Raw genomic sequence first — 24,306 nt, forward strand, 5'->3', positions numbered from 1 at the left:
GGATCGGCCGGTGCTGATGCTGCACGCCGACGAGCGCGCGGCCTTGGCCGCCGACGCCGTGGCGGCGCGGGCCGGCCGGCAGCCCGAGCGGCGGGTTTGACGCGCGGGCCAAGTCGCCGAGCCGCGGAGCCGATTCATGCGGCAGGCGGCGATCCTGGCAATCCGGGCGGCAGGCACGCGACGCGGTGTGCCGCTTGGCCCCAATGCCGATGGGGTCGTTTGGGGCACGTCCGTGCATTTAGTGCACCGCATCGGTTCGCGCCGAGGGGCTTGCGCCCGGCCGCGAGCCGCTTCCGGCGGGGCTCGCGCCGCATGGATCGCTTTGCGCAATGATGCGTTGCCTGCGTGCTGTAACCGAAACCGTCTAAAATGCGGCCATCCCGGTCATGCGGCCGGATGCCGCAACCGGCGCGCTCGACGCCGGTCGGTTCCATGCCGCGCAGCCCGGCTCGATCTGAAGAATCAGGAGCGGCGCCGTGTGGCACTTTCCCGTAGCAATCCCCTCGTCGCTCGGCCCCTGGGCCGTGTTCCTGAGCGTGCTCGTCACGCAGCTCGGGCTGCCGGTGCCGGCCGCGCCGATGCTGATCCTGGGCGGCACGATGGCGGCAATGGGGCAGGCTTCCTACGCGAGCATGTTCGCGGCGGCGATCGGCGCCACCTTGCTGGCCGATTCGCTGTGGTTCAGCGCGGGGCGCCTGCGCGGCCGGCGTTTCCTGAATGGGCTGGTACGTTATTCCCTGTCGCTCGACACCACGCTGCGGATCGCGCGCAAGGTGTTCGAGCGCTACGGCGCGCCGATCCTGGTGATCGCCAAGTTCCTGCCGGGGCTCGGCCTGATGTCGGCACCGCTGCTCGGCACCACGGCGATCGCGGTGCCGGTCTTCCTGTTCTGGGACCTGACCGGCGCCACGCTGTGGGCCACCGTCTGGCTGCTCGGCGGCGCCGCGCTCGACCATGAGATCGTGCGCATCGTGCTGTGGGTACGCAGCAGCGGCGGCACCATCTTCGACGCCTTCGCGGCGATCTTCGTCACCTTCCTGCTGTACCGCTGGGTGCGGCGCCTGCAGTTCCGCCGCTGGCTGGCGAAGGTGCGCATCGAGCCGGCCCAGCTCGACGCGATGATGAAGTCCTCCGATCCGCCGCTGATCTTCGACGCGCGGCCGCGCGCGATCCGCCAGAAGGACGCGTATCGGATCGCCGGCGCATATCCGCTCGATCTCGATTCCTCCGATCAAATCGATCCGGCGCTGATGACGCGCCCGCTGGTGGTGTATTGCGTGTGCCCGAACGAGGCGACGGCCAAGAAGATCATCCAGCAGCTGCAGCGCAAGAATATCCACCATGTGCGGGCGCTGAAGGGCGGGCTGGATGCCTGGGAGAAGCATGGTTATCCGGTCGAGGCGCTGCCGGTGGATTTCGATGCGTCGAGGTATACGGTGAAGCCGGAGTTGGAGATGGATGGGGAATACACGGTTCGGGCGCGGTTGTCGGATACGTGATTTGGCGGGCCGTGGACGTTTATTGTGGCGATGCCGGAGTGCAATCTCATTAATTCGTTGAAAGTAAAATGAAATAAATCTCGCGTCTCATCAATTGCGGGGTTTATTTCATTGTTTGCGTTTTTGCAATTTCTGATACTCGTCGGATTGCAGCCACGCTCTCGTCATACGTAAAATCGCGCAACTAGCCGGGATAACGAACGAGAGAGGCGCTATGGACGCGCGGAACGTGGTCGGGGTCATCATGGGTGGGCTGTCGCAGCAGGACCGCCTTCTGAAACTGGATACGCCTGCCGGCAGTGATGTCCTGCTGCCGCATCGGGTGATTGGCCGTTCTCGCATCGGCCGCGACTATCTGTTCATGCTCGACTGTGTATCCACGTCGAGCGATGTACAACTCAAGACCCTCATTGCGCAGGCAGCCACGCTCTGGATACAGCAGGCGAACGGCTCATACCTGCCACATCATGGCTACGTGCATACGGCACGCCGATTGGGGAGTGAAGGCGGTCTCACGAGCTATCAACTGGCGTTTTCCTCATGGATGTATTTCCTGAGGTTCCGGCGCGACCAAAAGCACTGGCAGGATAAAAGCGTCGAAGAGATCGTCTCCGACGTATTCAACGAACATCCGCAGGCACGCGGCATGTTTCGTTTTGTCGTGTCGAAACCGTTGCCGACACGCTCGTATTGTCGGCAGGATGAAACCGACTGGAACTTCGTGCATCGACTGCTCGAGTCGGAAGGGCTGTATGGCGTGTGGCAGCAGGCGAACGACGGCAAATCGCACACGCTGGTGATTACCGACCGCCTTCAGACGCTCGAGCCGCTCGCCCCCGAGGTTGTCAGTTTCTATCGAGCCGGCGTGGGCAGCGAAATCGATGCGCTGACCCAGTGGTCGGGCACGCGGACGCTGCAATCCGCGCAGTTGTCGACTCGCACGTTCGACTACAAGAATCCTCCAACGCCGGTCAATCCGAAAGCGACGTCGACGCCGACGATGTCGAATCAGGGTGCGTTGCCGGCCCAGTCAGAAGTCTATGAATACACGGGCGCCTATACCTATCCGGAACAGGAGCGTGGCGACCACCTGTCGAAAATCCGCATGGAGGAATGGGAATCGCAGGCCAAGCGGTTTCATGGCGAGGGCGGTCTGCGAGCAATGGATGCGGGGCGACGCTTCACGATAGCGGGTCATCCCGTGCACGATGGCGATGCCGTCGAGCAGCGTGAGTTCGCCGCTATCGAGGTCGAATGGACCATCGAGAACAATCTTCCGCTCGCGGGGCACGAAGCGCATTACCCGCATAGCCTGGGTAATCAGCTTGCACGGGCTCGCGCCGACGATCCTGGCAAGCTGTCCGACGTCACGCATGCGGATGGCTCCACCGGTTTCTACAGGGTGTCTGTCGAAGCACAGCGCACGAGCGTGCCATATCGCAGTGCGTTCGAGCACCGGAAACCCGAGGCCCGGTTGGAGTCGGCCATCGTGGCGGGCCCGGACGGGCAGGAAGCCTATACCGATGGGCTGAACCGGATCAAGGTGCTGTTCGTATGGGATCGACTGAACCAAGGTGACGAGCGCGCATCGTGCTGGGTTCGTGTGGCGCAATCCGATACCGGCGATGGTTACGGCAGTGTCCACATGCCGCGTGCCGGCGAAGAATTGCTGATCGGCCATATCGGCAACGACATCGACAGGCCGATCGCGCTGTATCGCGTATACAACGGCACGGCGACGCCGCAGTGGCATTCGAATGGGCTGCTCTCCGGCTTCCGTTCGAAGGAGTTCTCCGGTAGCGGCTTCAACCAGATGGTGATGGACGACTCGACCGGCCAGAACCGCCTGCAACTCTATAGTTCAAGCACGAATGCTCAACTCCATCTCGGGTACCTGATCGATCACACCGGTAATACACGCGGCAACTTCCTTGGCCGTGGGTTTGACCTGAGTTCGGACGCATATGGCGCGTTGCGCGCAGGGCATGGATTGTATGTATCGACTCATCCGGCCGGCGGCCAACCGCTCGATGCAGGTGAGGCGAGCAATCAACTGGTCGGCGGGGAAAGCGTGATGGAGGCCTTGTCGCAGGCCAGCGAGACGGCGCAGGCCGAGAGTCTGAGCGACGGGTATGAGGCGTTGAGGACCTTTACGGACGCGACGCGGCACGGCCAGGCAGGCGCGTCGGGCAAGGGTGGCAACACGGCTGGAGGGGGAACCGGTAGCGCAAATGTATTCGCGCAACCCGTCATGCTTTTCGCCGCGCCTGCCGGCGTGGCGCTTTCCACTCAAGATTCGATCCACGTCGCGGTGGACCATCATGTCAATCTGGTGAGCGGGCAGAGCACGCATGTCGTGGCGGGTAAATCGTTGCTGGCGAGCATCGCCGAGAAACTGAGCCTGTTCGCGCAAAACGCGGGAATGAAACTTTTTGCCGCGAAGGGAAAGATCGAGGTTCAGGCGCATGACGACAATATCGAACTCACGGCACAGAAGACGGTGCGGCTCGTGTCCGCCACGGAAACGATCCAGGTTGCCGCGCAGCAGGATGTGCTGTTGACCTCGGGCGGTGCCTATATCCGCATCAAGGACGGCAACATCGAGATCCACGCGCCTGGCAAGGTCGACTTCAAGGGCGCGTCGTTCAACTTTTCCGGGCCGGTCAGCGAGACTTACGCGCTACCGCAGTTCAAGCCGTCATATCAGGCGCAATACATTCTGAAAAACCAGGCGGATGGTACGCCGCTGGTTCAGCACGCCTATGAACTGAAGCTGCCGTCGGGGCGAACCTTGCTCGGGCATACGAACGATCTAGGCGAAACGATCCCGGTTTATACGCCGACCGCGCAACCCGTGAGCCTCAAGGCGTTCGAGCAGGACAAGGAGGATATGCAGCCATGGAAATACGCGGGCGGCGGGGAACCGGATATCTGGGCCGACTACCTGAAGGTCGACCCCGACGAGCGCACCTGAGTGTCGATACGCTACGGAGAACATGATGGGTGGATCACTTCAAGCGGCAGGATCCTGCGAGACGATCAGGGAGCGGGTGCCTGAATATGCGTTGCTGCCGCCGGGAACCAAGGGGTATTTGCAGGAGAAGGTCGAGGTTGCGCTGAAGACGGCGAAGTACATTCCGGTCAGGTTGCGCGATGGTTCGATCATTTACCGCTTGCTCATGCAGGTTGCGATGAGCGGGCCGATGATAATCGAAGAAAAGGCGAGGAATTGGCTGTTCCAATACAAGGCGGAGGTGAGTTTTGACATGACGCCGTTTATTGCCACGGGCGGCATTGCAGCTCCCATTCCTTTCCTCAGCGCAGAAAAACCTCAAGGTGTAGAGCGTCGTCGCAGTCTGAATCCATTTCCCCCAGGTGCAAAGCCGGGATTTTTGCGGCGCCCTGACGTCATTATTGTGACCAATCCGTCGGTGCTATGGCCAGGCCGGGGCAATGTGGATCGCGAAGGAGGGTCGCATATAGACAATTTGCTGAGGTTGGTCGAGGTTAAGTTCCCAGGTGACAATTGGGGGCCGGGTCAGGAAGAGTCTTATAGAGGGATTTCCGGTGATTTTAAAACCCGAATGACTGTAATCGATGTTACGGACTGCAATGGGGATTTGCAGAAAATTCCGGTGCCAACGCCTATTCCCGCGCCGAAAACAGAGGACGAAAAGCAGCGGCAGACGGCACCAATTCGTACGGTACCCGCTATCCCGCATCATGTTTGGTACGAAGACTGGTGGCAAAAAGCGAAAGAGTATGGAAATGAGGCCGAACATGCAGTTGCTCCGGTGTGGGACGCCGTTCAGCGAGGTTATTCCTATCTATCCACTGAAACCAGCGCTTTTCTTCACCAGCATGCTGCATGGATGTTCACGGCAGGCCAGTGGATTTGCGACAAGGCGAATAGCGCATGGGTGTGGGTCGATGAGGCGGGACATGAGGTATTCCGCTACACAGCCACGCAGCTAAAGACTGGGTGGGATGCCATTGTACGGATGACCGACATGACGTGGGAGGTCCTAAAGCATATCGATTGGGCACAGGTCGGTGTGACATTGTTAAAGGGATTTGCGATAGCTGTAGCTGTGGTCGCCGGCGTCGTCATTATCATTCTCCTGCTTCCTGAATTACTTGCAATCCTTGCCGCCCTGTGTGCGATTATCGCGGCTGGTGTGGAAGCAGTAGCTGCGCTGGCCGCTACGCTAGGCGTGGCTGAGGTTGCCTCGGATGCGGTTGCCGCAATCGCTGTCTCTCTCGGAGGTACGGAGACGGCAGGGGGGGGGGCGCTTGCTGCCGGTGCCGCTCTTTAATATCCGCGATGAATTGATTAGGTAAACGCGACTATGACAGTAAGTGACTCGAAGCCGGTCTTGACACCCTTTCAGGCGCTCGCCCGCTATCAGGAGGACTTGAGTGTACGGCTCGCCAACAACACCATGGGTATGCTGCCGGGTGTGATTGGGACGATTTTTTTCGCACGAGGCTCGCAACCTGACGTGCGGCAAGGAATTCTCGATTGCTTCGATCGGTTTGATGAGATGTTCGGCGAGCACTTGAAGGGAGGTAAAGATTCCGATCTAGGAAAATTTACTAAGCGAAATGCTAAGGGCGTTGAAAAAATTCGGCGTGCTATTTCCGATACGCCATCTTATATGCAAGTTAGCGTTCTACGCTCCAGTGCAACCGATCAAGATGCTGCTGCTGACTACAACATAGGCGTGCTAACTGGAACTGCTCTGCCGGAGGACTACGTGTCGCCCACTGGACGATTGCGGGTGCCTAAGGGCAAGGAATCGGGTCTGTCTTATCTGAAATTCAATATACCGATGGATTTGATTGCTACCAGCGATGGATTGGCAAAGTATGAGGGTTTTATGCGGTATATATGCGAAAAACTCGTAGTGCGTGGTGGCTATGGCGGACTTGCTCCTGTTGCTGCTTTCAGTTACCACCGATATATGCCGCAAGAATGGGCACTTGCCGAGCGCTTCAGTGGACTGGAAATAGATAGCACCGCACATTTGCAGAAGCAAGAATACGATCCGGTTTCTTATGAAGGCGAGTCAAAGGACGACCTTACTGCCGCCTATGATCACTTGCATCCCGGTGCCAAGGTCGCGCGCTGGGGCTTCATCAAGGGCGTGAACTGGTACACGATCCTCGGAGAACTATTCATCGATCGCCTGGGCGGAGAGGATGCGATCCGGCAGAAACTTGACCGCCCCGACATCCGCATCGAGCGCGCCAATGCCTGCCTGATGATCCGCGCCGGAGATTTTCCGCGTCTTGGCGCGCCCGAGGAAGGCTTACCCGAGCCATATGTCTTCGTGAACAGCGTATTACGTGTGCTGCGTGATCCGAAACCCGACGCGTTGCATACCTACATCCCCGATTTGCCGAGCGCCGACGTGAAGAATGCGCGCGCGTGGGCGGCCCGTTTCGATTTGCCGGACGCTCCGCCGATTCCCGAGCCGCCGACCATCGTTCCTCAACCGGTGAAGCGTGAACCCGCCCGTCGTAGTGTGCGAGGCGGCAGTCCATGCCCGGAAGCAGGCTGGTGGCTCACCCCGGCAAAACCGGGAAGTCGCCGTTACTTTGAAGCGGGCGAGATCATGCCGGTGATTGAAGGAAGCTCTTGGGGCACGACAAGTTGGCATTGGTCTCCGGACGAGAATCAAGGTGGTTGACGTCTGTCTTTGTGAGCATAAACAACGGGATATCTAGGGCTGCGTGCTTGGCGTGCTACGGATGCAGTCCCTGGAAGTGGTGATGGATCGGAAAAACGTGATTACACTTGCCGGTGATTCGAAGCCCATCTTGACGCCATTTCAGGCACTCGCTCGTTATCGGGACGAATTGAGTGTAAAGCTCGCCGACAACACGTTAGGTATGCTGCCCGGCGTGATTGGCATGATATTTTTCGAACGAGGTTCGCAACCGCAGGCGCGTCAAGCAATTCTCGATTGCTTCGATCGGTTCAATAAAATGTTTGGCGAAAAACTGAATGGTGGAAAAGATTTCGATAGAGGTAAATTCACGAAGCGTAACGTGAAAGGCGTTGAGAAGATTTATCGTGCAATTATCGATACACCATCGAATCTGGCAGTAAGTGTGTTGCATTCGAGTGCGGTCGATCAGGATGTGGCTGCCGATTATAATATTGAGGTGTTGACTGGAATTGCGAATCCGAAAGACTACGTGTCTCCGAGAGGATGGACAGCCCCGAAGGGGCAGGAGTCTGGATTGTCGCACTTGAAATTCAACGTTCCAATGGACTTGATTGTCACTGACGCAGGTCTGGCGAAGTACGAAGAGTTTTTGCGTCTGGTGTGCAATAAGCTTGTGGTGCGAGGTGGCTACGGAGGGCTCGCCCCGATTCTGCCATTCAGCTATCACCGATATATGCCGCAAGAGTGGGCGCTTGCCGAGCGATTTAGTGGATTGGAAATTGACAGTGCAGCGCATTTGCAGAAACGGGATTATGACCCGGTTTCGTATGAAGGAGAATCAACGGAGGCCATGACGGCGTTTTATCCCGATCTGCATCCTGGCGCCAAGGTCGCGCGCTGGGGCTTCATCAAGGGCGTGACTTGGTACACGATCCTCGGCGAACTATTCATCGATCGCTTGGGCGGAGAGGATGCGATCCGACAGAAACTCGACCGCTCCGACATCCACATCGAGCGCGCCAATGCCTGCCTGATGATCCGCGCCGGAGATTTTCCGCGCCTCGGCGCGCCTGAGGAAGGCCTACCCGAGCCATATGTCTTCGTGAACAGTGTATTGCGTGTGCTGCGTGATCCGAAGCCCGACGCGCTGCACACCTACATCCCCGACTTGCCGAGTGCCGACGTGAAGAATGCACGCGTCTGGGCGGCTCGTTTCGATTTGCCGGACGCTCCGCCGATTCCCGAGCCGCCGACCATCGTTCCTCAACCGGTGAAGCGTGAACCCGCCCGTCGTAGCGTGCGGGGCGGCAGCCCGTGCCCGGAAGCAGGCTGGTGGCTTACTCCGGCAAAGCCGGGAAGTCGCCGTTATTTTGAAGCGGGCGAAATCATGCCGGTGATCGAAGGAAGTTCTTGGGGCACGACAAGTTGGCATTGGTCACCAGATGAGAATCAAGGTGGTTGACGTCTGTACTTTTAAGCGGTGCCCAAAACTGCGTGCTTGGCGTGCTACGTGCAGTCCCTGGAAGTGTTGATGGATCGGAAAAACGTGATTACGCTTGCCAGTGATTCGAAGCCCGTCTTGACGCCATTTCAGGCGCTTGCTCGCTATCAGGAAGAGTTGAGTGTACGGCTCGCTGACAACACGATGGGGGTGCTTCCGGGCGTGATCGGTACGGTATATTTCGAGCGCGGTTCGCAGCCGCAAGTAAGGCAGGCGATTCTCGATTGTTTTGGCCGATTTGACGAAATGTTCGGCAAACATCTGAAAGGCGGAAAAGACAGCGATCTTGGAAAATTCACGAAACGTAACGCGAAGGGTGTCGATAAAATCCTACGTGCGATTATCGATACGCCATCGGATACTAACGTCAGTGTGGTGCGTTCCAGTGCTATAGATCAGGATACGGCTGCTGAATACAGCATCAAGACGTTAACTGGAACTGCGAATGCACAGGACTATGTTTCTCCGCGCGGATGGACGGCAAAAAAAGGCCAAGAATCCGGGCTGTCGTATCTAAAATTCAATGTGCCGATCGATCTGGTCACAAGTCCCGAAGGCCTGGCTTTGTATGAGCAATTCTTACGCTATGTGTGCGACAAACTTGTAGTTCAGGGCGGATATGGTGGATTTGCACCGATTTTACCCTTCAGCTACCACCGTTATATGCCACAGGAATGGGCGTTGGCTGGTAGATTCAGTGGATTGGAAATTGACAGTACCGCGCATTTGCAGATCAACGATTACGACACTTGCTCGTACGAGGGAGAGTCGACTGAGTCAATGACGGCGTTTTATCCCGATCTGCATCCCGGCGCCAAGGTCGCGCGCTGGGGCTTCATCAAGGGCGTGAACTGGTACACGATCCTCGGCGAACTATTCATCGATCGCTTGGGCGGAGAGGATGCGATCCGACAGAAACTCGACCGCTCCGACATCCACATCGAGCGCGCCAATGCCTGCCTGATGATCCGCGCCGGAGATTTTCCGCGCCTCGGCGCGCCTGAGGAAGGCCTACCCGAGCCATATGTCTTCGTGAACAGTGTATTGCGTGTGCTGCGTGATCCGAAGCCCGACGCGCTGCACACCTACATCCCCGACTTGCCGAGTGCCGACGTGAAGAATGCACGCGCCTGGGCGGCTCGTTTCGATTTGCCGGACGCTCCGCCGATTCCCGAGCCGCCGACCATCATTCCTCAACCGGTGAAGCGTGAACCCGCCCGTCGTAGCGTGCGGGGCGGCAGCCCGTGCCCGGAAGCAGGCTGGTGGCTTACTCCGGCAAAATCAGGAAGTCGCCGTTACTTTGAAGCGGGCGAAATCATGCCGGTGATTGAAGGAAGTTCCTGGGGCACGACGAACTGGCATTGGTCGCCGGACGAGAACCAGGAAGGTTAACCGGCATCGATACGCGAGATTTCCGATGTCGGCATGATGTCATTCCTCTACGAAGTAACCAGGGCCACTGACAGCCAGCCCCCTCACTGCGCATTTCCCCGCAACCGTGCACAATCACCCGCAGATTCCGACCCGGATGCGCGGGGCACAACCCCCTGCATCCTCCTCGCGCGCGCCGCTGGCCCGTGGCGGCGCGCCATCGATCTCACCCAAGTAGTGGAGGACTCATGGCAAGCAAGACCATTGCGGACTATCTCGCTAGCACCCTGGCTCAGGCCGGCGTCGAGCGGATCTGGGGCGTCACGGGCGACAGCCTGAACGGGCTGTCCGACAGCCTGCGCCGGCTCGGCAAGATCAGCTGGTCGCATACGCGCCACGAGGAAACCGCCGCCTTCGCGGCCGGCGCCGAAGCCGCGGTGACGGGCAAGCTCGCGGTCTGCGCGGGCAGCTGCGGTCCCGGCAACCTGCACCTGATCAACGGCCTGTTCGACTGCCAGCGCAACCATGTGCCGGTGCTCGCGATCGCGGCGCACATCCCGTCCTCGGAGATCGGGCTCGGCTACTTCCAGGAAACGCATCCGCAGGAGTTGTTCCGCGAGTGCAGTCACTTCGTCGAGCTGGTCAGCAACCCGAAGCAGTTCCCGCGCGTGCTCGATCGGGCGATCCGCACCGCGATCGAGGAACGCGGCGTGGCCGTGATCGTGCTGCCCGGCGATATCGCGCTGGAGGCGGTACCCGAAGCGACGCCGGGCCAGGTCAGCTACGAGGTCACGGCGAGCGTGCCGCCGGCGGCCCAGCTCGACGCGCTGGCGGCGCTGCTCGACGGCTCGAAGCGCGTCGCGCTGTTGTGCGGCAGCGGCTGCGCCGGCGCGCACGACGAGGTGGTGGCGCTGGCCGACACGCTCGGCGCGCCGATCGTCCACGCGCTGCGCGGCAAGGAGCACGTCGAATGGGACAACCCGTTCGATGTCGGCATGACGGGCCTGATCGGCTTCAGCTCGGGTTACCACGCGCTGAAGTCCTGCGACACGCTGGTGATGCTCGGCACCGATTTCCCGTATCGCAATTTCTACCCGGCCGACGCCAAGGTGGTGCAGATCGACCATCACGGCGCGGCGATCGGCAAGCGCGTATCGGTCGACCTGGGCCTGGTCGGCGACGTCAAGGCGACGCTCGCCGCCTTGCAGGGGCGCCTCGCGCGCAAGACCGACCGCCACTTCCTGGAAGCCGCGCGCAAGCACTACGCCGACGCGCGCGAGGGGCTCGACAGCCTCGCGCGGCCCTCGCCGGGCGACGCGCCGATCCATCCGCAATACCTGACGCGGCTGGTCAGCGAGCTGGCGGCCGACGACGCGGTGTTCAGCGTCGACGTCGGGACGCCGACGTTATGGGCCGCGCGCTACCTGAAGATGAACGGCAAGCGCCGGCTGCTCGGCTCCTTCAACCACGGCTCGATGGCCAATGCGCTGCCGCAGGCGCTCGGCGCGCAGGCGGCGCTGCCGGGGCGCCAGGTGGTCGCGCTGTGCGGCGACGGCGGCCTGTCGATGCTGATGGGCGAGCTGCTGACGGCGCGCCAGTTGAAGCTGCCGCTCACGCTGGTGGTGTTCAACAACAGCTCGCTGGGCTTCGTGTCGATGGAGATGAAGGCCGGCGGTTACCTCGACGACGATACGCGCCTGGCCGATACCGACTACGCGGCGATCGCGCGTGGCGCCGGCATCGACGGGATTCGCGTCGAGCGCTCGGACGAACTGGAGGCGGCGCTGAAGGATGCGTTCTCGCGCCCGCATCCGGTGCTGGTGGACGTGCGCATCGCGCGTCAGGAGATCGCGCTGCCGCCAAAGATCGAATGGGCGCAGGCGAAGGGCTTCAGCCTCTACATGCTGAAGGCCGTGCTGAACGCGAAGGGCAACGAGGTGGTGGAGCTGGCGACGACCATGTTCCGCTGACGCGAAAACGACGACGCGCCGACGGCTTTCGCCGTGGGCGCGTCGTGGGACGTTCGGGCAGGGCCCCGGTCGGCCGGAAACGGCGCCGGGGCCTTGTCGTTCCTGCTGGCCTCGGAAGAGACCAGCAGGGTGAGCGTCCTTACTTCGGTTCGGTTGCTTCCGGTGCGGCGGGCGAGGGCTCGCCGGCATCGGCTGCCGGCGCCTCGGTGGCCGCCGGCGCTGCCGTCTCGGCCTCATCCGCTGCCGCCGACGTCTCGACCAAGGCCGGCGTGCCGGCCTGATCCTGCGCCGTCACGGCTTGAGCCGCGCCGGCTTCGTCGCCGGCCGCTGCGTCCTTGGCGGCGTCGCCGTCCTTGCCCGCTTCGCCGCGCTTGGCGGCGTCGCCGGCCTTGGCCTTCGCGGCCGCGCGCGAGCGTCGTGCCTGGTCCAGGCGCACGGCGCCGGCGGCCTGCTGGGCCGTCACGTCACCGGCTTCGGCACCGTTCAGGTCGACCCGCTTCGCGCCGTCGACCAGGCAAGCCCAGTAGCGGCTGCCGCGGCACCATTCCTTGATGGCGTCGCGCAGTTGCGCTTCGTCCAGGCCGAGCTCGGCGGTATGCGCGACCAGGTCCTTGAAGATGCCGATCTTGAGCGGCAGCTTCGGCGCGGGACTCTTGGGAAACGCGGCGGGAAAGCGGCGCTGCAGCTTGCCGATGGCCAGCACGGTCGGGTTGACCGGCTTCGCGTCGGCGGCGGGTGCCGGCCGGCGCGTCTGCGCGTGCGCGGGCTTGCCCGACGACGGCTTGCCGCCGGCAGCGGCAGGCCGGCCACCCGGCTTGTGCGCCGGCTTGCCGGACGACTTGGCGGGAGCTTGGGTGGAGGACTTGCCTTGCGGCTTGGCGTCGGCTCGCTGTTTGGCGAGCTGCTTCTTCAATTCTGCGAGTTGTTCGAAACCCATTTCGCACGATCATTCAGGTTGGACGGCGATTGTAGCAGCCCGGCGCCCGGTTTCGTCCCGATCGACTGAAAGTTCTTTGCCGGGCGGGCGTCGGCGCGACAGGGGCTCGACGTTTCGTCGCGCGACAAGGGCAAAAGTGTCGACCCGCGGCGCGCAATCGTTGGATCAAACCGGGCCCATCGCGCCAACCCGGTGCACGAGGCGCGATAGCCGAGATCCGCTCATCACTTTCCAGAGCCAACTCTCAATTTTTGGCAGCAACCCTCAAGTTTTATCCACCCCATCCGTTTACCGGTCCATCGATCAATCGGGCCACAAGCCCGTCACTGTCAGACAGAGCTTTCACCATGCTTTCGTCCCTACGCGCCCGTATCGTCGCCGCCTGTGTCGCCATCGTGGTGTTCGCGCTTTGCGCGAGCACCGTGATCGGTTATGTCGTCACCCGTGCCGCGAACCTCGAGGACCTGAACCGCAACCTGAGCGCCACGGCGATCGGCAATGGCAATGGCATACGCGACTGGGTCGCGTCCAAGCGCCAGATGGTCGAGTCGCTCGGCGACACCGCGCTGTCGGCCGATCCGGTGCCGGGCTTCCTGCAGATGGCGGCGGCCGGCAGCTTCCTGAACGTCTATGCCGGCTACCCCGACAAGACCTCGAAGTTCTCGGACCCGACCGGCATCCCGGACGGCTACGACCCGACCGCGCGCCCCTGGTACCGGCAGGCGGCCGAGGCCGGCCGCTCGGTGGTGACCACGCCCTATGCCGATGCGCGCACCGGCAAGGTGGTGGTGACCTTCGCGGTGCCGGTGATGCGCGATGGCCAGTTGAAGGCGGTGGTCAGCGGCGACGTGATGATGGACAACGTGATCGCGAACGTGAAGTCGATCCGGCCGACGCCGGGCAGCTTCGCGATGCTGGTCGACGGCAGCGGCCAGATCGTCGCGCATCCCGATGCGGCGCTGACCGGCAAGGCCTTGTCGACGCTGTCGCCGGATCTCGCGAACCTGCCGCTGGCCGCGCTCGACGCGACCGACAAGCCGTTCGTGGCACGCATCGGCGGCGCCAACAAGTTGTTGCGCGCGCAACCGATCGCGGGCACCGACTGGCGGCTGGTGGTGGCGATCGACGAGGCCGAGGCGATGGCGGGGATCCGCTCGCTGCTGGTGACCTTCGCGATCGTGTTCGTCGCGATCGTGCTGCTGGCCTCGGCGGTGGTGGTGGCCCTGACGGGCACGGCGTTCCGCCGGCTCTCGCAGGTGCGCGAGGCGATGGCCGCGATCGGCTCGGGCTCGGGCGACCTGACGCAGCGCCTGCCGGCCGAGGGCCGCGACGAGGTAGCCGACATCGCGCGTTCGTTCAACGCCTTCGTCGGCAAGCTGCACGACGTGATGCGCGAGGTGCGCGATGCCAGCGAATCGGTGCGCGCGGCGGCCGACGAGATCGCGGCCGGCAATGCCGACCTGTCGTCGCGTACCGAATCGGCGGCGGCCAGCCTGCAGCAGACGGCGGCCTCGATGGAGCAGATCACGGCCACCGTGGGCCAGTCGGCGAGCGCCGCCACGCAGGCCGACGAACGGGCCGGCGAGGCCTCGCGGATCGCCACCCACGGCGGCGAGGCGGTGTCGCGCGTGGTGGCGACGATGGAGAAGATCGAGCAGGCCTCGAGCCGGATCGGCGACATCATCGGGGTGATCGACGGGATCGCGTTCCAGACCAATATCCTGGCGCTGAACGCGGCGGTCGAGGCCGCGCGCGCGGGCGAGCAGGGGCGTGGTTTCGCGGTGGTCGCGCAGGAGGTGCGCAGCCTCGCGCAGCGTAGCGCGCAGGCCGCGCGCGAGGTCAAGGCGCTGGTCGAGACCACCGTGGAGCGGGTCGGCGACGGCGCCTCGCAGGTGCGCTCGGCCGGCGCGACGATGGACGAGATCGTCGGCAACGTGGCGAACGTGACGACCATCATCTCGGAGATCCGCCACGCCGCCAACGAGCAGACGCGCGGGATCCAGGAGGTCAATCACGCCGTCACGCAGCTCGACGAGATGGTCCAGCAGAACGCGGCCCTGGTGGAGCAGTCGACGGCGGCGGCCGCCGCCTTGCAGAGCCAGGCCGGCGCGCTGGCGGCGACGGTGGCGCGATTCCGCGTGGCCTGATGCGGGCGGGCGGTGCCGGCGCGAGGTGTCGGCGAGGTGCCGCCGCGCGGCCGGGCGGGCATCACGAGCCGGACATGATGCAGACATGAGGCATCGCGATGCGCTTGCGATGCCAGGACAAGAGATCAACGGGTTCGGCGCGAGCCGGGCGATGCCGAGTGCCACGGCCGTCGCCCGCGCGAAAACGGGCGGCCGAGCCCGCGGCAATACCGTGGTTCGACGCGTGACGCTCGGCGATCGAGGCATTCGCCGCGCGCCACGCGTTCCGTTTTCGCGAACAGTTCGGGTCGGTCGTACACGGTTTCGCCAGTTCGCGGCAGCGAGGACGGCGCCGGCGGATAATCGCGCTGGCCGCCGTGGTCGGGCTCGCGTCGCGCAGACAGGCGCGTCGCGGGCGGGGCCGACCGTCTGCCTTCACGTGGCGTCGCATCGCGTGCGCGGTTGCGGCATCGAGGTGGCCGGATCGACCCGGCAATTCCCGCATCGGCATCACAGGGGGGCGGGGACAGGAGCATGTAAAAAAGCGAGCCACTATCTCAAAATAGTGGGTTGAGACCTGTTTGAGCATTACCAACCGTCGCGCGCGCATCGACTCGACACAACCCATACAGGGCGAGCGGGGACGACGGTGTTCTACGAGGAAGCTGTCATGTCGAATTACCACGAGCTGCTCGCTCAGCTGAACGAGCTGACCCGCCAGGCCGGCGAGGCCCGCGAGGCCGAGCTCAAGATCGTGATCGCCGATATCCGTCGCGCGATCGCCGAATACGGGCTGACCGAACGAGACCTGTTCCCGCCGCGCCTGGGCCGGCCGCGCAAGGAAGACCAGAAACCGAAGCCGCGCTATCGCGACCCGGAAACGGGCGCCACCTGGACCGGCCGCGGCCGCGTGCCGGGCTGGATCGCCGGGCAGGATCGCGAGCGCTTCCTGATTTCCTGAGCGGCGCCGGCGGGCGCGCCCGCTGCCGTGGCGGATGAGGCGGCGGCAGCGTTCCGCCGTCCCGCTGCGGCGGCCGTCAGTCGAACGACGGCCGGCAAGAGGTAATCGACGCTGCAGGTGAGGTTTCGGTGCGATTCGCGCGCCGGATTTTTTTTCGAATGACAGGTCAAACGTTTGCGCCTCGCCTGAATCGATCGAATTGAGGTTCCCGGTGCCGATCCGGCGCGAAACCATCGGCACCGAAGCGCAGCCGGCGCCCACCCGGCCGACGCGGTCCCACGATACCGCGTGACACCAGCACCCCCGCCCGCACCCCGCCATTTCCAGGCACGCGCCCCGACCAGAAACGTGACAGATTTTCCCGTTTTCGTGCATTGAGGCCGCGCGCCCATGCTTCTAGACTGGCTTGCCCGGTCCGATCCGCGGCGCCGTCCGGCGCCGGCGCGAATCGCGAGGCCATGCCCAATCCAAGGAGACAGCCCGATGCTGCGAGCTTCACTACTGATCGACAACCAGGACCGCCAGGCCGCCAACGGCGCGAGCTTCACGCGCGCCAATCCCGTCACCGGCGAGGCGCGCACCGAGGCCGCCGCGGCCACCGTGCAGGATGCGCTGGACGCCGCCAACAGCGCGGCGGCCGCGTTCGCCGGCTGGTCCGCCACCACGCCGGGCGAGCGGCGCGCGATCCTGTTCCGCGCGGCCGATCTGATCGACGCGCGCGGCGAGCGTTTCGCCGAGGCGATGGCGGCCGAGACCGGCGCGGCCGCGAGTTGGGCGCATTTCAATTGCCGGATCGCGGCCGACATGCTGCGCGAGGCCGGCGCGATCACCACCCGCATCGTCGGCGAGGTGATTCCCTCGAACCTGCCGAACACGATGGCGATGGCGCTGCGGCAGCCGGCCGGCGTGGTGCTCGGTATCGCCCCCTGGAACGCGCCGGTGATCCTCGGCGTGCGCGCGCTGGCGATGGCGCTGGCCTGCGGCAATACCGTGGTCCTCAAGGGTTCCGAGCTGTGTCCGATGACGCACTGGCTGATCGGCGAGGCGCTGCGCGACGCGGGCCTGCCGCCCGGCGTGCTGAACGTGGTGTTCAACGCGCCCGAGGATGCCGCGCCGGTGGTGGAAGCGCTGATCGCGCATCCGGCGGTGCGGCGCATCAACTTCACCGGCTCGACGCGGGTCGGCCGCCGCATCGCCGAACTCGCCGCGCGGCATCTCAAGCGCTGCCTGCTCGAGCTGGGCGGCAAGGCGCCCTTCGTGGTGCTCGACGACGCCGATCTCGACGAGGCGGTGAAGGCGGCCGCCTTCGGCGCTTTCTTCAACCAGGGGCAGATCTGCATGTCGACCGAGCGCGTGATCGTCGATGCCAGGCTGGCCGACGATTTCGTCGAGCGGCTCGCCGCGCGCGCGACGGCGCTCAAGGCCGGGTTGCCGGGCGAGCCGGGCGCGGTGCTGGGCTCGATGATCGGCGCCGAGGCGGCCTCGCGCGTGCGCCAGCTGATCGACGACGCGGTGGGCAAGGGCGCCGTGCTCGCCGCCGGCGGGCAGTTGCAGGGCAGCGTCATGCAGCCGGCGGTGGTCGACCGCGTGACGCCGGCGATGCGGCTCTACGGCGAGGAATCGTTCGGCCCGGTGGCGGCCGTGACGCGCTTCAGCGATATCGAGGAGGCGATCTCGATCGCCAACGATTCGGAGTACGGCCTGTCCTCGGCCGTGTTCGGGCGCGACGTGCAGCGCGCGCTGGCGGTCGGCCGGCGCATCGAGGCCGGGATCTGCCATATCAACGGCGCCACCGTCCACGACGAGGCGCAGATGCCCTTCGGCGGGGTCAAGGCGAGCGGTTACGGCCGCTTCGGCGGCACCGCGGCGATCGACGAATTCACCGAGCTGCGCTGGATCACGGTCCAGTCGGGGCCGCTCGCGTATCCGATCTGAGGTCGAGGTCGGCATGCGGCGGCGGCAGGCGACGCGCCTTGCCTGTCGCCAACGCAGCCCGGGCCGCCGGCGTCAGGGCCAGTCGGCGTAGCTGCGCGTCGCGTCGTGGGCGACATCCGGCCCGTCCTGCGCCTGGCGGCGAAAACCGGCCGGCGTGAGGCCGGTCTTGCGGCGGAAGAAGCGGCTGAAGTGCGTGGTCGACTTGAAGCCGAGGTGGTCGGCCACCTGCTCGATGCTCAGGCCCGAGCGCACCAGCCGCAATCGCGATTCGTGCACCACCCGTTCGTGCAGCAGGGCGAGCGGCGTGCGGCCGAGGCTGCGCGTGCAGAGATCGTGCAGCCGGTCGGCGGAGATGCCGAGCTGCCGCGCATAGTGCTCGACGGTCCAGTGCGCGCGGAAATGCAGCTCGACCAGGTGCCGGAAGCGCAGCAGCAGCGAGGCGCCCGCGCCCTGGCCCTGCTGGCTCAGGTCCTCGCAGCCGGTCAGGCGCCAGCACTGGATCAGGATCAGCGCGAGATGCGCCGACAGCAGGTTCCACGAGCCGCGTTCCTCGCGGCGGATCTCGCGCAGCAACGCGTCGAAGCTGTGGCGCAGGTCGCCCAGCGCCTCGGCCGAGCCGATCGTCTCGATCGCCGTCGGCCGGTCGGCCAGGTAGCGCAGTTGCACGGCCTCGGCGTTCTGGCCGAGCGCCTCGCGGGCGAGTTCGCCCGATACAGCCAGCAGGATGCCGGCCGAGCCGGGCGCCAGGCGCAGATGATCGTCCGGTGTGGCGGGTGTCCACAGCAGCGCGGGTGCCTGCAATTGATGGAGCTGCCGGCCGGCGGCAATCTCGGCGCGGCCGCTGAGCAGCAGCAGCGCGGCGCGATCGAGGCCGGCTTCGCCCTGCGCGAGCGGATAACGGCGCGATTGCAGCGCCGCGTCGAGCTGGCGGGCGGCCGCGTGCGCATGCAGTTGGCTGCTGGATCGGGGAGCAGGGGGCGAGGTGTGGTCCATGCGTGGCGCGTCGGATGCGGGCGGCGCGTCGCGGCGCCGCCCGCCGGCGGGAAATGCGGCCGGCGTCGCGCAGTGTACCGCGCCGGTTGCTGCGGTTGCGCATCGCCGCGTCCTGGCCGGCCCGACGTAATTGCGCGCCGGCGATCGCGGCACATGGCTTGCTCCGGCTGACCTCGCGCCGCCGGGTCGCTCGGCCGCCTTGCGCTTCGCCATCTGCGGCGCGAGCGCCTTGCGCGAAGCCGCGCGCGCTCGAATCGCGCCGAACCCCCACGTCCGCCGTCGCGCCGCAGCCATCGTCGCCCGGCCATCCCCCTGTCAGTTCACGCATTACAGCGCGCTTCCGTTTGCTTTACGCTCGCGCGATCAATAACCGGGCCACATCGCATGGCTTCCCGCATCCGCCGCATGGCGACGCGCCGGCAATCCGAGGCAGCCGGCATCCGCACGTCGCCTTCGCGCGTCAGTCCGCTTGAAAAAACATCATCAGAACTGGAGGGGGACATGGCAACACATCGGGCAACACATCGCGCCGCACGTCGTTTCGTGAAATCGCTGATCGCATCCTGTCTGTGCGCGGGCCTGCTGGCCGCGTGCAACGACGACGGCACGCAGTCTGAGGGCGTCGGCAGCCAGCCGGGCGCCGCCGCGCTGGCGTTCCGGATGGATGCCGGCGGCCAGGTCAACGCATTCTTCCGCCAGGACAAAGTGGCCGCGCACCTGCTGATGCGCTCGTCGACCAAGCCGCGCCTGCTGGTGGTGTTCCCGGCCGGCAACAGCGGCACCGGGCTGTGGTTCGACGACACGGCGCAGGCTGTCAACTGGAACCTCGACACCGCGCCCTCGGCGATCTCGAACCAGGACCATCTCGGCCGGCCCTTGTACGGGATCGCGTCCGACGTGTCGGTCGACACCGGCACGCTGACGATCCGCCAGGGCCTGCTCAGCAACGTGCGTTTCCTGCGGGACTACAACGGCGGCGCCACGGTGCCGGCGCAGATCGTGGTGGCGCCGGGCGTGCAGGGCAGCACCGCGCAATGGCAGCGCGACCGCGTGGACGGCGCGCCCGGCCAGGCGCTGCGGATCACGCTGCGAGACGGCGGCAGCATCAATACGACGGTCGACGGCAAGCTGGTGCTGCAGGCGCCGGCCGGCAGCCAGCGGCTGCGCCTGCACGTCGAGGCGCTGACCGGCGAGGCGCCGCTCTCGGCGATCGGGCACGACGATCTGTTCGAGGCCTCGGTGGGCGCCGATCCGGTCAGCCAGGACGTGGTCGAGTTCCTGAGCTTCAACGACAAGCTGCTGGCTGGCTCCTGGCAATACGACACCTACTTCGGCCGCGACACGCTGATCTCGGTGCAGATGCTGATGCCGGTGCTCAAGGCGCCGGCCATCGAGGCCGGCCTGCGTTCGGTGCTGAACCGGCTCTCGCCGGACGGCAAGGTGGCACACGAGGAGGGCATCGGCGAATTCGCGCTGATCGACAACGCGAAGAACGGCCGGCCCAACGATGCGACGCCCACCTACGACTACAAGATGATCGACGGCGACTACCTGCTCGCGCCGGTGATGGCCGCCTGGCTGCTCGACGACACGCGCGGGCAGGCGCGCGCGGCGGCCTTCCTGGCGCAGTCGGCGGGCGCCGGCGCGACCAACGGCAGCCTGTTCGTGAGCAACCTGCTGCATGTGGCTGGCACCGCCCAGCCCTTCGTGCAGCAGCCCACGGCCGCCAACCTGATCCACCTGAGGAGCGGCGAGATCGTCGGCAACTGGCGCGACAGCACCGACGGCCTGGCCGGCGGCGTGGTGCCGTTCGACGTCAACGCGGTGCTGGTGCCGGCCGCGTTGCGCGCCGCCAGCAACTTCCTGGCGCGCGGCCTGCTCGATCCCTACCTGAGCGCCGACCAGCGCGCGGTCCTGCAGAACGCCGCCAACCAGGCGAGCGCCTGGGAGCAGCAGGCGCCGCCGCTGTTCCGGGTCGGCGTGCCGGCGGCCCAGGCCGCCAGCAACGCCTCGAGCTATGCCGCCTCGGCGGGCGTGCCGGCCGGCACCGCGCCGGCCGCGCCGCTCGATTTCTATGCGCTGTCGCTCGACGCGCAGGGCAATCCGATCCCGGTGATGAACTCGGACGGCGGTTTCGCGCTGCTGCTCGGCACGCCGCCCGAGGACGAACTGCAGCGCATCGTCACCGATGCGATCCAGCCGTTCCCGAACGGCCTGATCACCGACGTCGGCATGCTGATCGCCAATCCGGCCTATGCCGATCCCGCGCTCTGGCCGAAGTTCACCAGCTCGGCCTATCACGGCACGGTGATCTGGTCCTGGCAGCAGGCGATGTGGGTGGCCGGGCTCGACCGGCAACTGGCGCGCCAGGATCTGTCGGACGCCACGCGCACGCTGCTGAGCCAGGCGCGCCAGCGGATCTGGCAGGTGATCTCGAATGCGCGCGAGATGCGGACCTCGGAGATGTGGACCTGGTCCTGGGCCAACGGCCAGTACCAGGCCGACGCGTTCGGCACGCGCAGCGCCGACGCGACCGAGGCCAATGCCGCCCAGCTCTGGAGCACCACCTACCTGGCGATCCAGGATCCCGGCACGCGCGCCGGCAAGTTCTGGTGGCAGGCCTCGTCGGGGCCGCAGGCGGTGACGATGCCGAGCGTCGCGGGGGCGGGGAGCCGCGGCGTGGTGGCGATGGGCGGGTCGTGAGGCACGGCGGCGGGTAAAAAACGACACGGCGACACGACGCGGCGCCGACCGCGTCGTGCTCGATGCGCGCGCAACCATCGCCGGCATCGATTCCTCAGACATGAACGCTCGCGCCGGCGCAGGTTTCGTGCCGCGCCGACGCGCGGCCCGCGACGCGCGGAATCGGCGCGATCCCGTGTTTTCCCGTCCTGCGCAAGTCGCGTCGAGCCGCTATAACGGGCGAATCGACGTTCGCACGGGAGAGCCCGGGATGAGATGGCTGACAGGACTGCTGATCGTGCTGCTCGGCACGGCGCTGGTCGCCGCGCGGCGGCCCGATATCGATACGTCCGTGGTGCTGGCGGCCGGTTATGGCGCGACCGTGGTGATCGGCGTGATGGCCGGGCGGCTGATCCGGGCGCGCGCGGCTCGCAACCGGCGCTGATTCCGGCTGGTCAGGGCTGGTTCGCGTGGAGCCGCATCGCTCGATGCCGGGCGGCGCGGCCGAGCCTCGCCGCGCCGGCTTGCCTCGTTCAACGGCTGCCGCGTGCGTTCGCGCCGGGCCGGGCCACCGCGCCACGTACCTCGAAGGCCACCTGGTCGACCGGCTTGCCGCCCGCGTCGAGCAATTCCAGTTGATGCCGCCCCGGCCAGGGCAGCCAGGCCAGGCGCTCGCCATGGCCGATCACGCGGCCGTCGAGCCGCCAACTGCCGCGCCCCCCATTGCCCGTTACCCGCTCGAACCAGACGCGCTGGTTGTGCGGCGGGATGTCGGGATCGAGCGCGAAGATGGTGCCGTCGGTCGGCGCGGCAATCGCCAGCGGCGCACGCGCGTTCGAACCGGCGCCGGTCGAGACGTTGCGGATTCGCGCGGTGCCCGCGCGTGACTGAGCGGCCGCGGCGGGCGAGCCGCCCGCGCCGGCTGCCAGCCGCACCTGGCTGGTTTCGGTGCCGCGCACGAACCACTCGTCGCGCGAAGGCTCGATCGCGCGCTCGAAATCCACGCGCTCGCGCACCACGCCGGCCGGCGGCCGCGGCGCGACGCTGCCGCCGTCGCGATGCAGGCGAGCGACCAGCGCCGCCCACACGGGAGCGGCGCCCGTCACGCCCGATACCTCGCGCATCGGCGAGCCGTCGGCGTTGCCGACCCAGACGCCGATCGTGTAGCGCGAGGTGAAGCCGACCGCCCAGTTGTCGCGCATGTCCTTGCTGGTGCCGGTCTTGACGGCCGAGAACACGTGCGTGGCGAGCGGGCTGTCGAAGCCGAAGGTGCGCGTGCGCGCGTTGTTGTCGGCCAGCATGTCGGTGACGATGAAGCTGGCCTCGGGGCTGAACACGCGCCTGGCCGCCGGGCTCGCGCCCGCTTGCGTGGCCGCTCGTGAAGCCGCTTGCGGCGCCGCTTTGGAGGCTGCCTGCGCGGGGTCGCGCGGCAGGTCGTAGGTGGGCAGCGCGAGGCCGCCGTCGGCCAGCGCGCGATAGGCATTGGCGAGCGTCAGCAGCGACACGTCGGCGCTGCCGAGCGCGAGGCTGTAGCCGTAGTAGTCGCCTTCCTCGGTCAGCGGCAGGCCCAGCGAGGTGAGGGTGCGCGAGAAGCGATGCGGGGTGACCAGCACCAGGGTGCGCACCGCCGGCACGTTCAGCGAGGAGCCGAGCGCGCTGCGCACGCTGACCCAGCCCTTGAAGTCGTGATCGTAGTTCTGCGGCACGTAGAGGCCGCCGCCGGCGGCCAGGTCGACCGGCGAATCGTCGAGCAGGGTGGCGCCGGTCAGGCGCCGCTCGTCGATCGCCTGCGCATAGAGGAAGGGCTTGAGCGTCGAGCCGGCCTGGCGCAGCGCCAGCACCGAATCGACCTCGCGCGCCGCCGACAGCGCACCCGAGGAACCCACCCAGGCGCGGATCTCGCCGCTGGCGTTGTCGATCACCACCGCCGCGCCGTCCTGCACGTTGCGCGACTGCGGCGGCGCGTTCAGCTCGGTCAGGGCGCGCGTGAGCGTGTCGCGCGCATAGCGCTGCAGTCCCGCGTCGAGCGTGGAGCGGATTCGCGCGCCGGGCTGGGGACGGGTTTCGGCGGCCACGCGGCGCGCGAAGTGCGGCGCCAGCGATTCGCCGTCCTGGAACGCCGAGGAGGGCGGCGCGGGCCGCGCGAAGGCCAGTTGCACGAAGCCGTCCAGGCCCTTGCAGCCGGCGCTGCCCTGCTGCATGTCGCGCAGGATCCGGCAGGCGCGCTCGGCCACCTTCGGATAGCTGGCGTTGGGCGCGCGGATCAGCGCGGCGGCCACCGCCGATTCGCGCTCGTCGAGCCCCGAGGGCGCCTTGCCGAACAGCGACCAGGACAGCGCCGAGAGGCCCACCGTCTCGCCGCGGAACGGCACCAGGTTCAGATAGGCCTCGAGGATCCGGTCCTTGCGCCAAGTTCGTTCGAGCCACAGCGCGTCGATCGCCTGGCCCGCCTTCTGCGGCAGCGAGCGCTGGCCCGAATGGCGCGAGCTGTCGCCGAGCAGGCCGGCCAGCTGCATGGTGACGGTCGAGGCGCCGCGCGTGCGCGAGTTCCACAGGTTGGCCCAGGCCGCGCCGGCGATGCCGCGCCAGTCCACGCCGCTGTGCTCGTAGAAGCGCTTGTCCTCGGACACCACGATCGCCTCGCGCAGCGCCGGCG

Annotated in this window: 15 protein-coding genes; 12 read left to right on the forward strand and 3 right to left on the reverse strand. The window is 65.7% G+C overall.

The features are described from left to right. The first annotated feature begins 476 nt into the window (after nt 1-476). The 7 genes from F3J18_RS25210 to poxB all read left to right on the forward strand — a co-directional run bounded on the left by F3J18_RS25210 (nt 477) and on the right by poxB (nt 12,016). Nucleotides 477-1,499, forward strand: a complete 1,023-nt coding sequence (locus F3J18_RS25210) for a VTT domain-containing protein (protein WP_025102204.1) — start codon at nt 477-479, stop codon at nt 1,497-1,499. Between the two features lie 214 nt (nt 1,500-1,713). Next, complete coding sequence (locus F3J18_RS25215) at nt 1,714-4,473, forward strand: type VI secretion system Vgr family protein (protein ID WP_166914826.1); 2,760 nt, start codon at nt 1,714-1,716, stop codon at nt 4,471-4,473. A 22-nt stretch (nt 4,474-4,495) separates the two neighbouring features. After that, nucleotides 4,496-5,815 (forward strand): VRR-NUC domain-containing protein, encoded by a 1,320-nt coding sequence (locus tag F3J18_RS25220; RefSeq protein ID WP_240154680.1) that lies wholly within the window; start codon nt 4,496-4,498, stop codon nt 5,813-5,815. 33 nt (nt 5,816-5,848) lie between these two features. Continuing rightward, the gene (locus tag F3J18_RS25225; protein WP_166914828.1) at nt 5,849-7,192 is read left to right on the forward strand and encodes a type VI immunity family protein; all 1,344 of its coding nucleotides are present in this window, start codon (nt 5,849-5,851) and stop codon (nt 7,190-7,192) included. A gap of 82 nt (nt 7,193-7,274) precedes the next feature. Further along, a complete protein-coding gene (locus tag F3J18_RS25230; protein WP_166914841.1) occupies nt 7,275-8,636 on the forward strand; it encodes a type VI immunity family protein in 1,362 nt (453 codons plus the stop codon). Nucleotides 8,637-8,705: 69 nt separating this feature from the next. Further along, on the forward strand, nt 8,706-10,067 hold the full coding sequence (locus tag F3J18_RS25235; protein ID WP_166914843.1) for a type VI immunity family protein: 1,362 nt from the start codon (nt 8,706-8,708) through the stop codon (nt 10,065-10,067). A gap of 227 nt (nt 10,068-10,294) precedes the next feature. Beyond that, a complete protein-coding gene (gene poxB / locus F3J18_RS25240; RefSeq protein ID WP_025100389.1) occupies nt 10,295-12,016 on the forward strand; it encodes a ubiquinone-dependent pyruvate dehydrogenase in 1,722 nt (573 codons plus the stop codon). Between the two features lie 139 nt (nt 12,017-12,155). Here the strand turns inward: poxB and F3J18_RS25245 are convergent, their stop codons facing one another. Beyond that, nucleotides 12,156-12,953, reverse strand: a complete 798-nt coding sequence (locus tag F3J18_RS25245) for a ProQ/FinO family protein (RefSeq protein ID WP_166914830.1) — start codon at nt 12,951-12,953, stop codon at nt 12,156-12,158. Nucleotides 12,954-13,300: 347 nt separating this feature from the next. Between F3J18_RS25245 and F3J18_RS25250 the strand changes: the two genes are divergently transcribed. From F3J18_RS25250 to F3J18_RS25260, 3 genes are all read left to right on the forward strand, one after another. Continuing rightward, nucleotides 13,301-15,100, forward strand: coding sequence for a methyl-accepting chemotaxis protein (locus F3J18_RS25250; RefSeq protein WP_166914832.1), 1,800 nt, complete (start codon nt 13,301-13,303; stop codon nt 15,098-15,100). Nucleotides 15,101-15,749: 649 nt separating this feature from the next. Continuing rightward, on the forward strand, nt 15,750-16,040 hold the full coding sequence (locus F3J18_RS25255; RefSeq protein WP_013690187.1) for an H-NS histone family protein: 291 nt from the start codon (nt 15,750-15,752) through the stop codon (nt 16,038-16,040). 483 nt (nt 16,041-16,523) lie between these two features. Further along, complete coding sequence (locus F3J18_RS25260; protein WP_105848822.1) at nt 16,524-17,975, forward strand: aldehyde dehydrogenase; 1,452 nt, start codon at nt 16,524-16,526, stop codon at nt 17,973-17,975. 72 nt (nt 17,976-18,047) lie between these two features. Here the strand turns inward: F3J18_RS25260 and F3J18_RS25265 are convergent, their stop codons facing one another. Then, entirely contained in the window at nt 18,048-18,968 is a 921-nt protein-coding gene (locus tag F3J18_RS25265) for an AraC family transcriptional regulator (protein WP_025100393.1), read from the reverse strand. A 501-nt stretch (nt 18,969-19,469) separates the two neighbouring features. Between F3J18_RS25265 and F3J18_RS25270 the strand changes: the two genes are divergently transcribed. Next, nucleotides 19,470-21,671, forward strand: coding sequence for a hypothetical protein (locus tag F3J18_RS25270; protein WP_166914834.1), 2,202 nt, complete (start codon nt 19,470-19,472; stop codon nt 21,669-21,671). Between the two features lie 55 nt (nt 21,672-21,726). Beyond that, nucleotides 21,727-22,095: a hypothetical protein gene (locus F3J18_RS37885; protein ID WP_167155282.1), complete on the forward strand. Its 369-nt coding sequence runs from the start codon at nt 21,727-21,729 to the stop codon at nt 22,093-22,095. 88 nt (nt 22,096-22,183) lie between these two features. On the opposite strand, the gene pbpC is transcribed toward F3J18_RS37885, so the two are convergent. Then, nucleotides 22,184-24,306, reverse strand: a 2,123-nt coding sequence (gene pbpC / locus F3J18_RS25280) for a penicillin-binding protein 1C (protein WP_166914836.1), incomplete at its 5' end; no start/stop codon positions are given.

The organism is Burkholderia sp. Ax-1720 (assembly GCF_011753035.1).
In the GTDB taxonomy this organism is placed as follows: domain Bacteria; phylum Pseudomonadota; class Gammaproteobacteria; order Burkholderiales; family Burkholderiaceae; genus Burkholderia; species Burkholderia gladioli.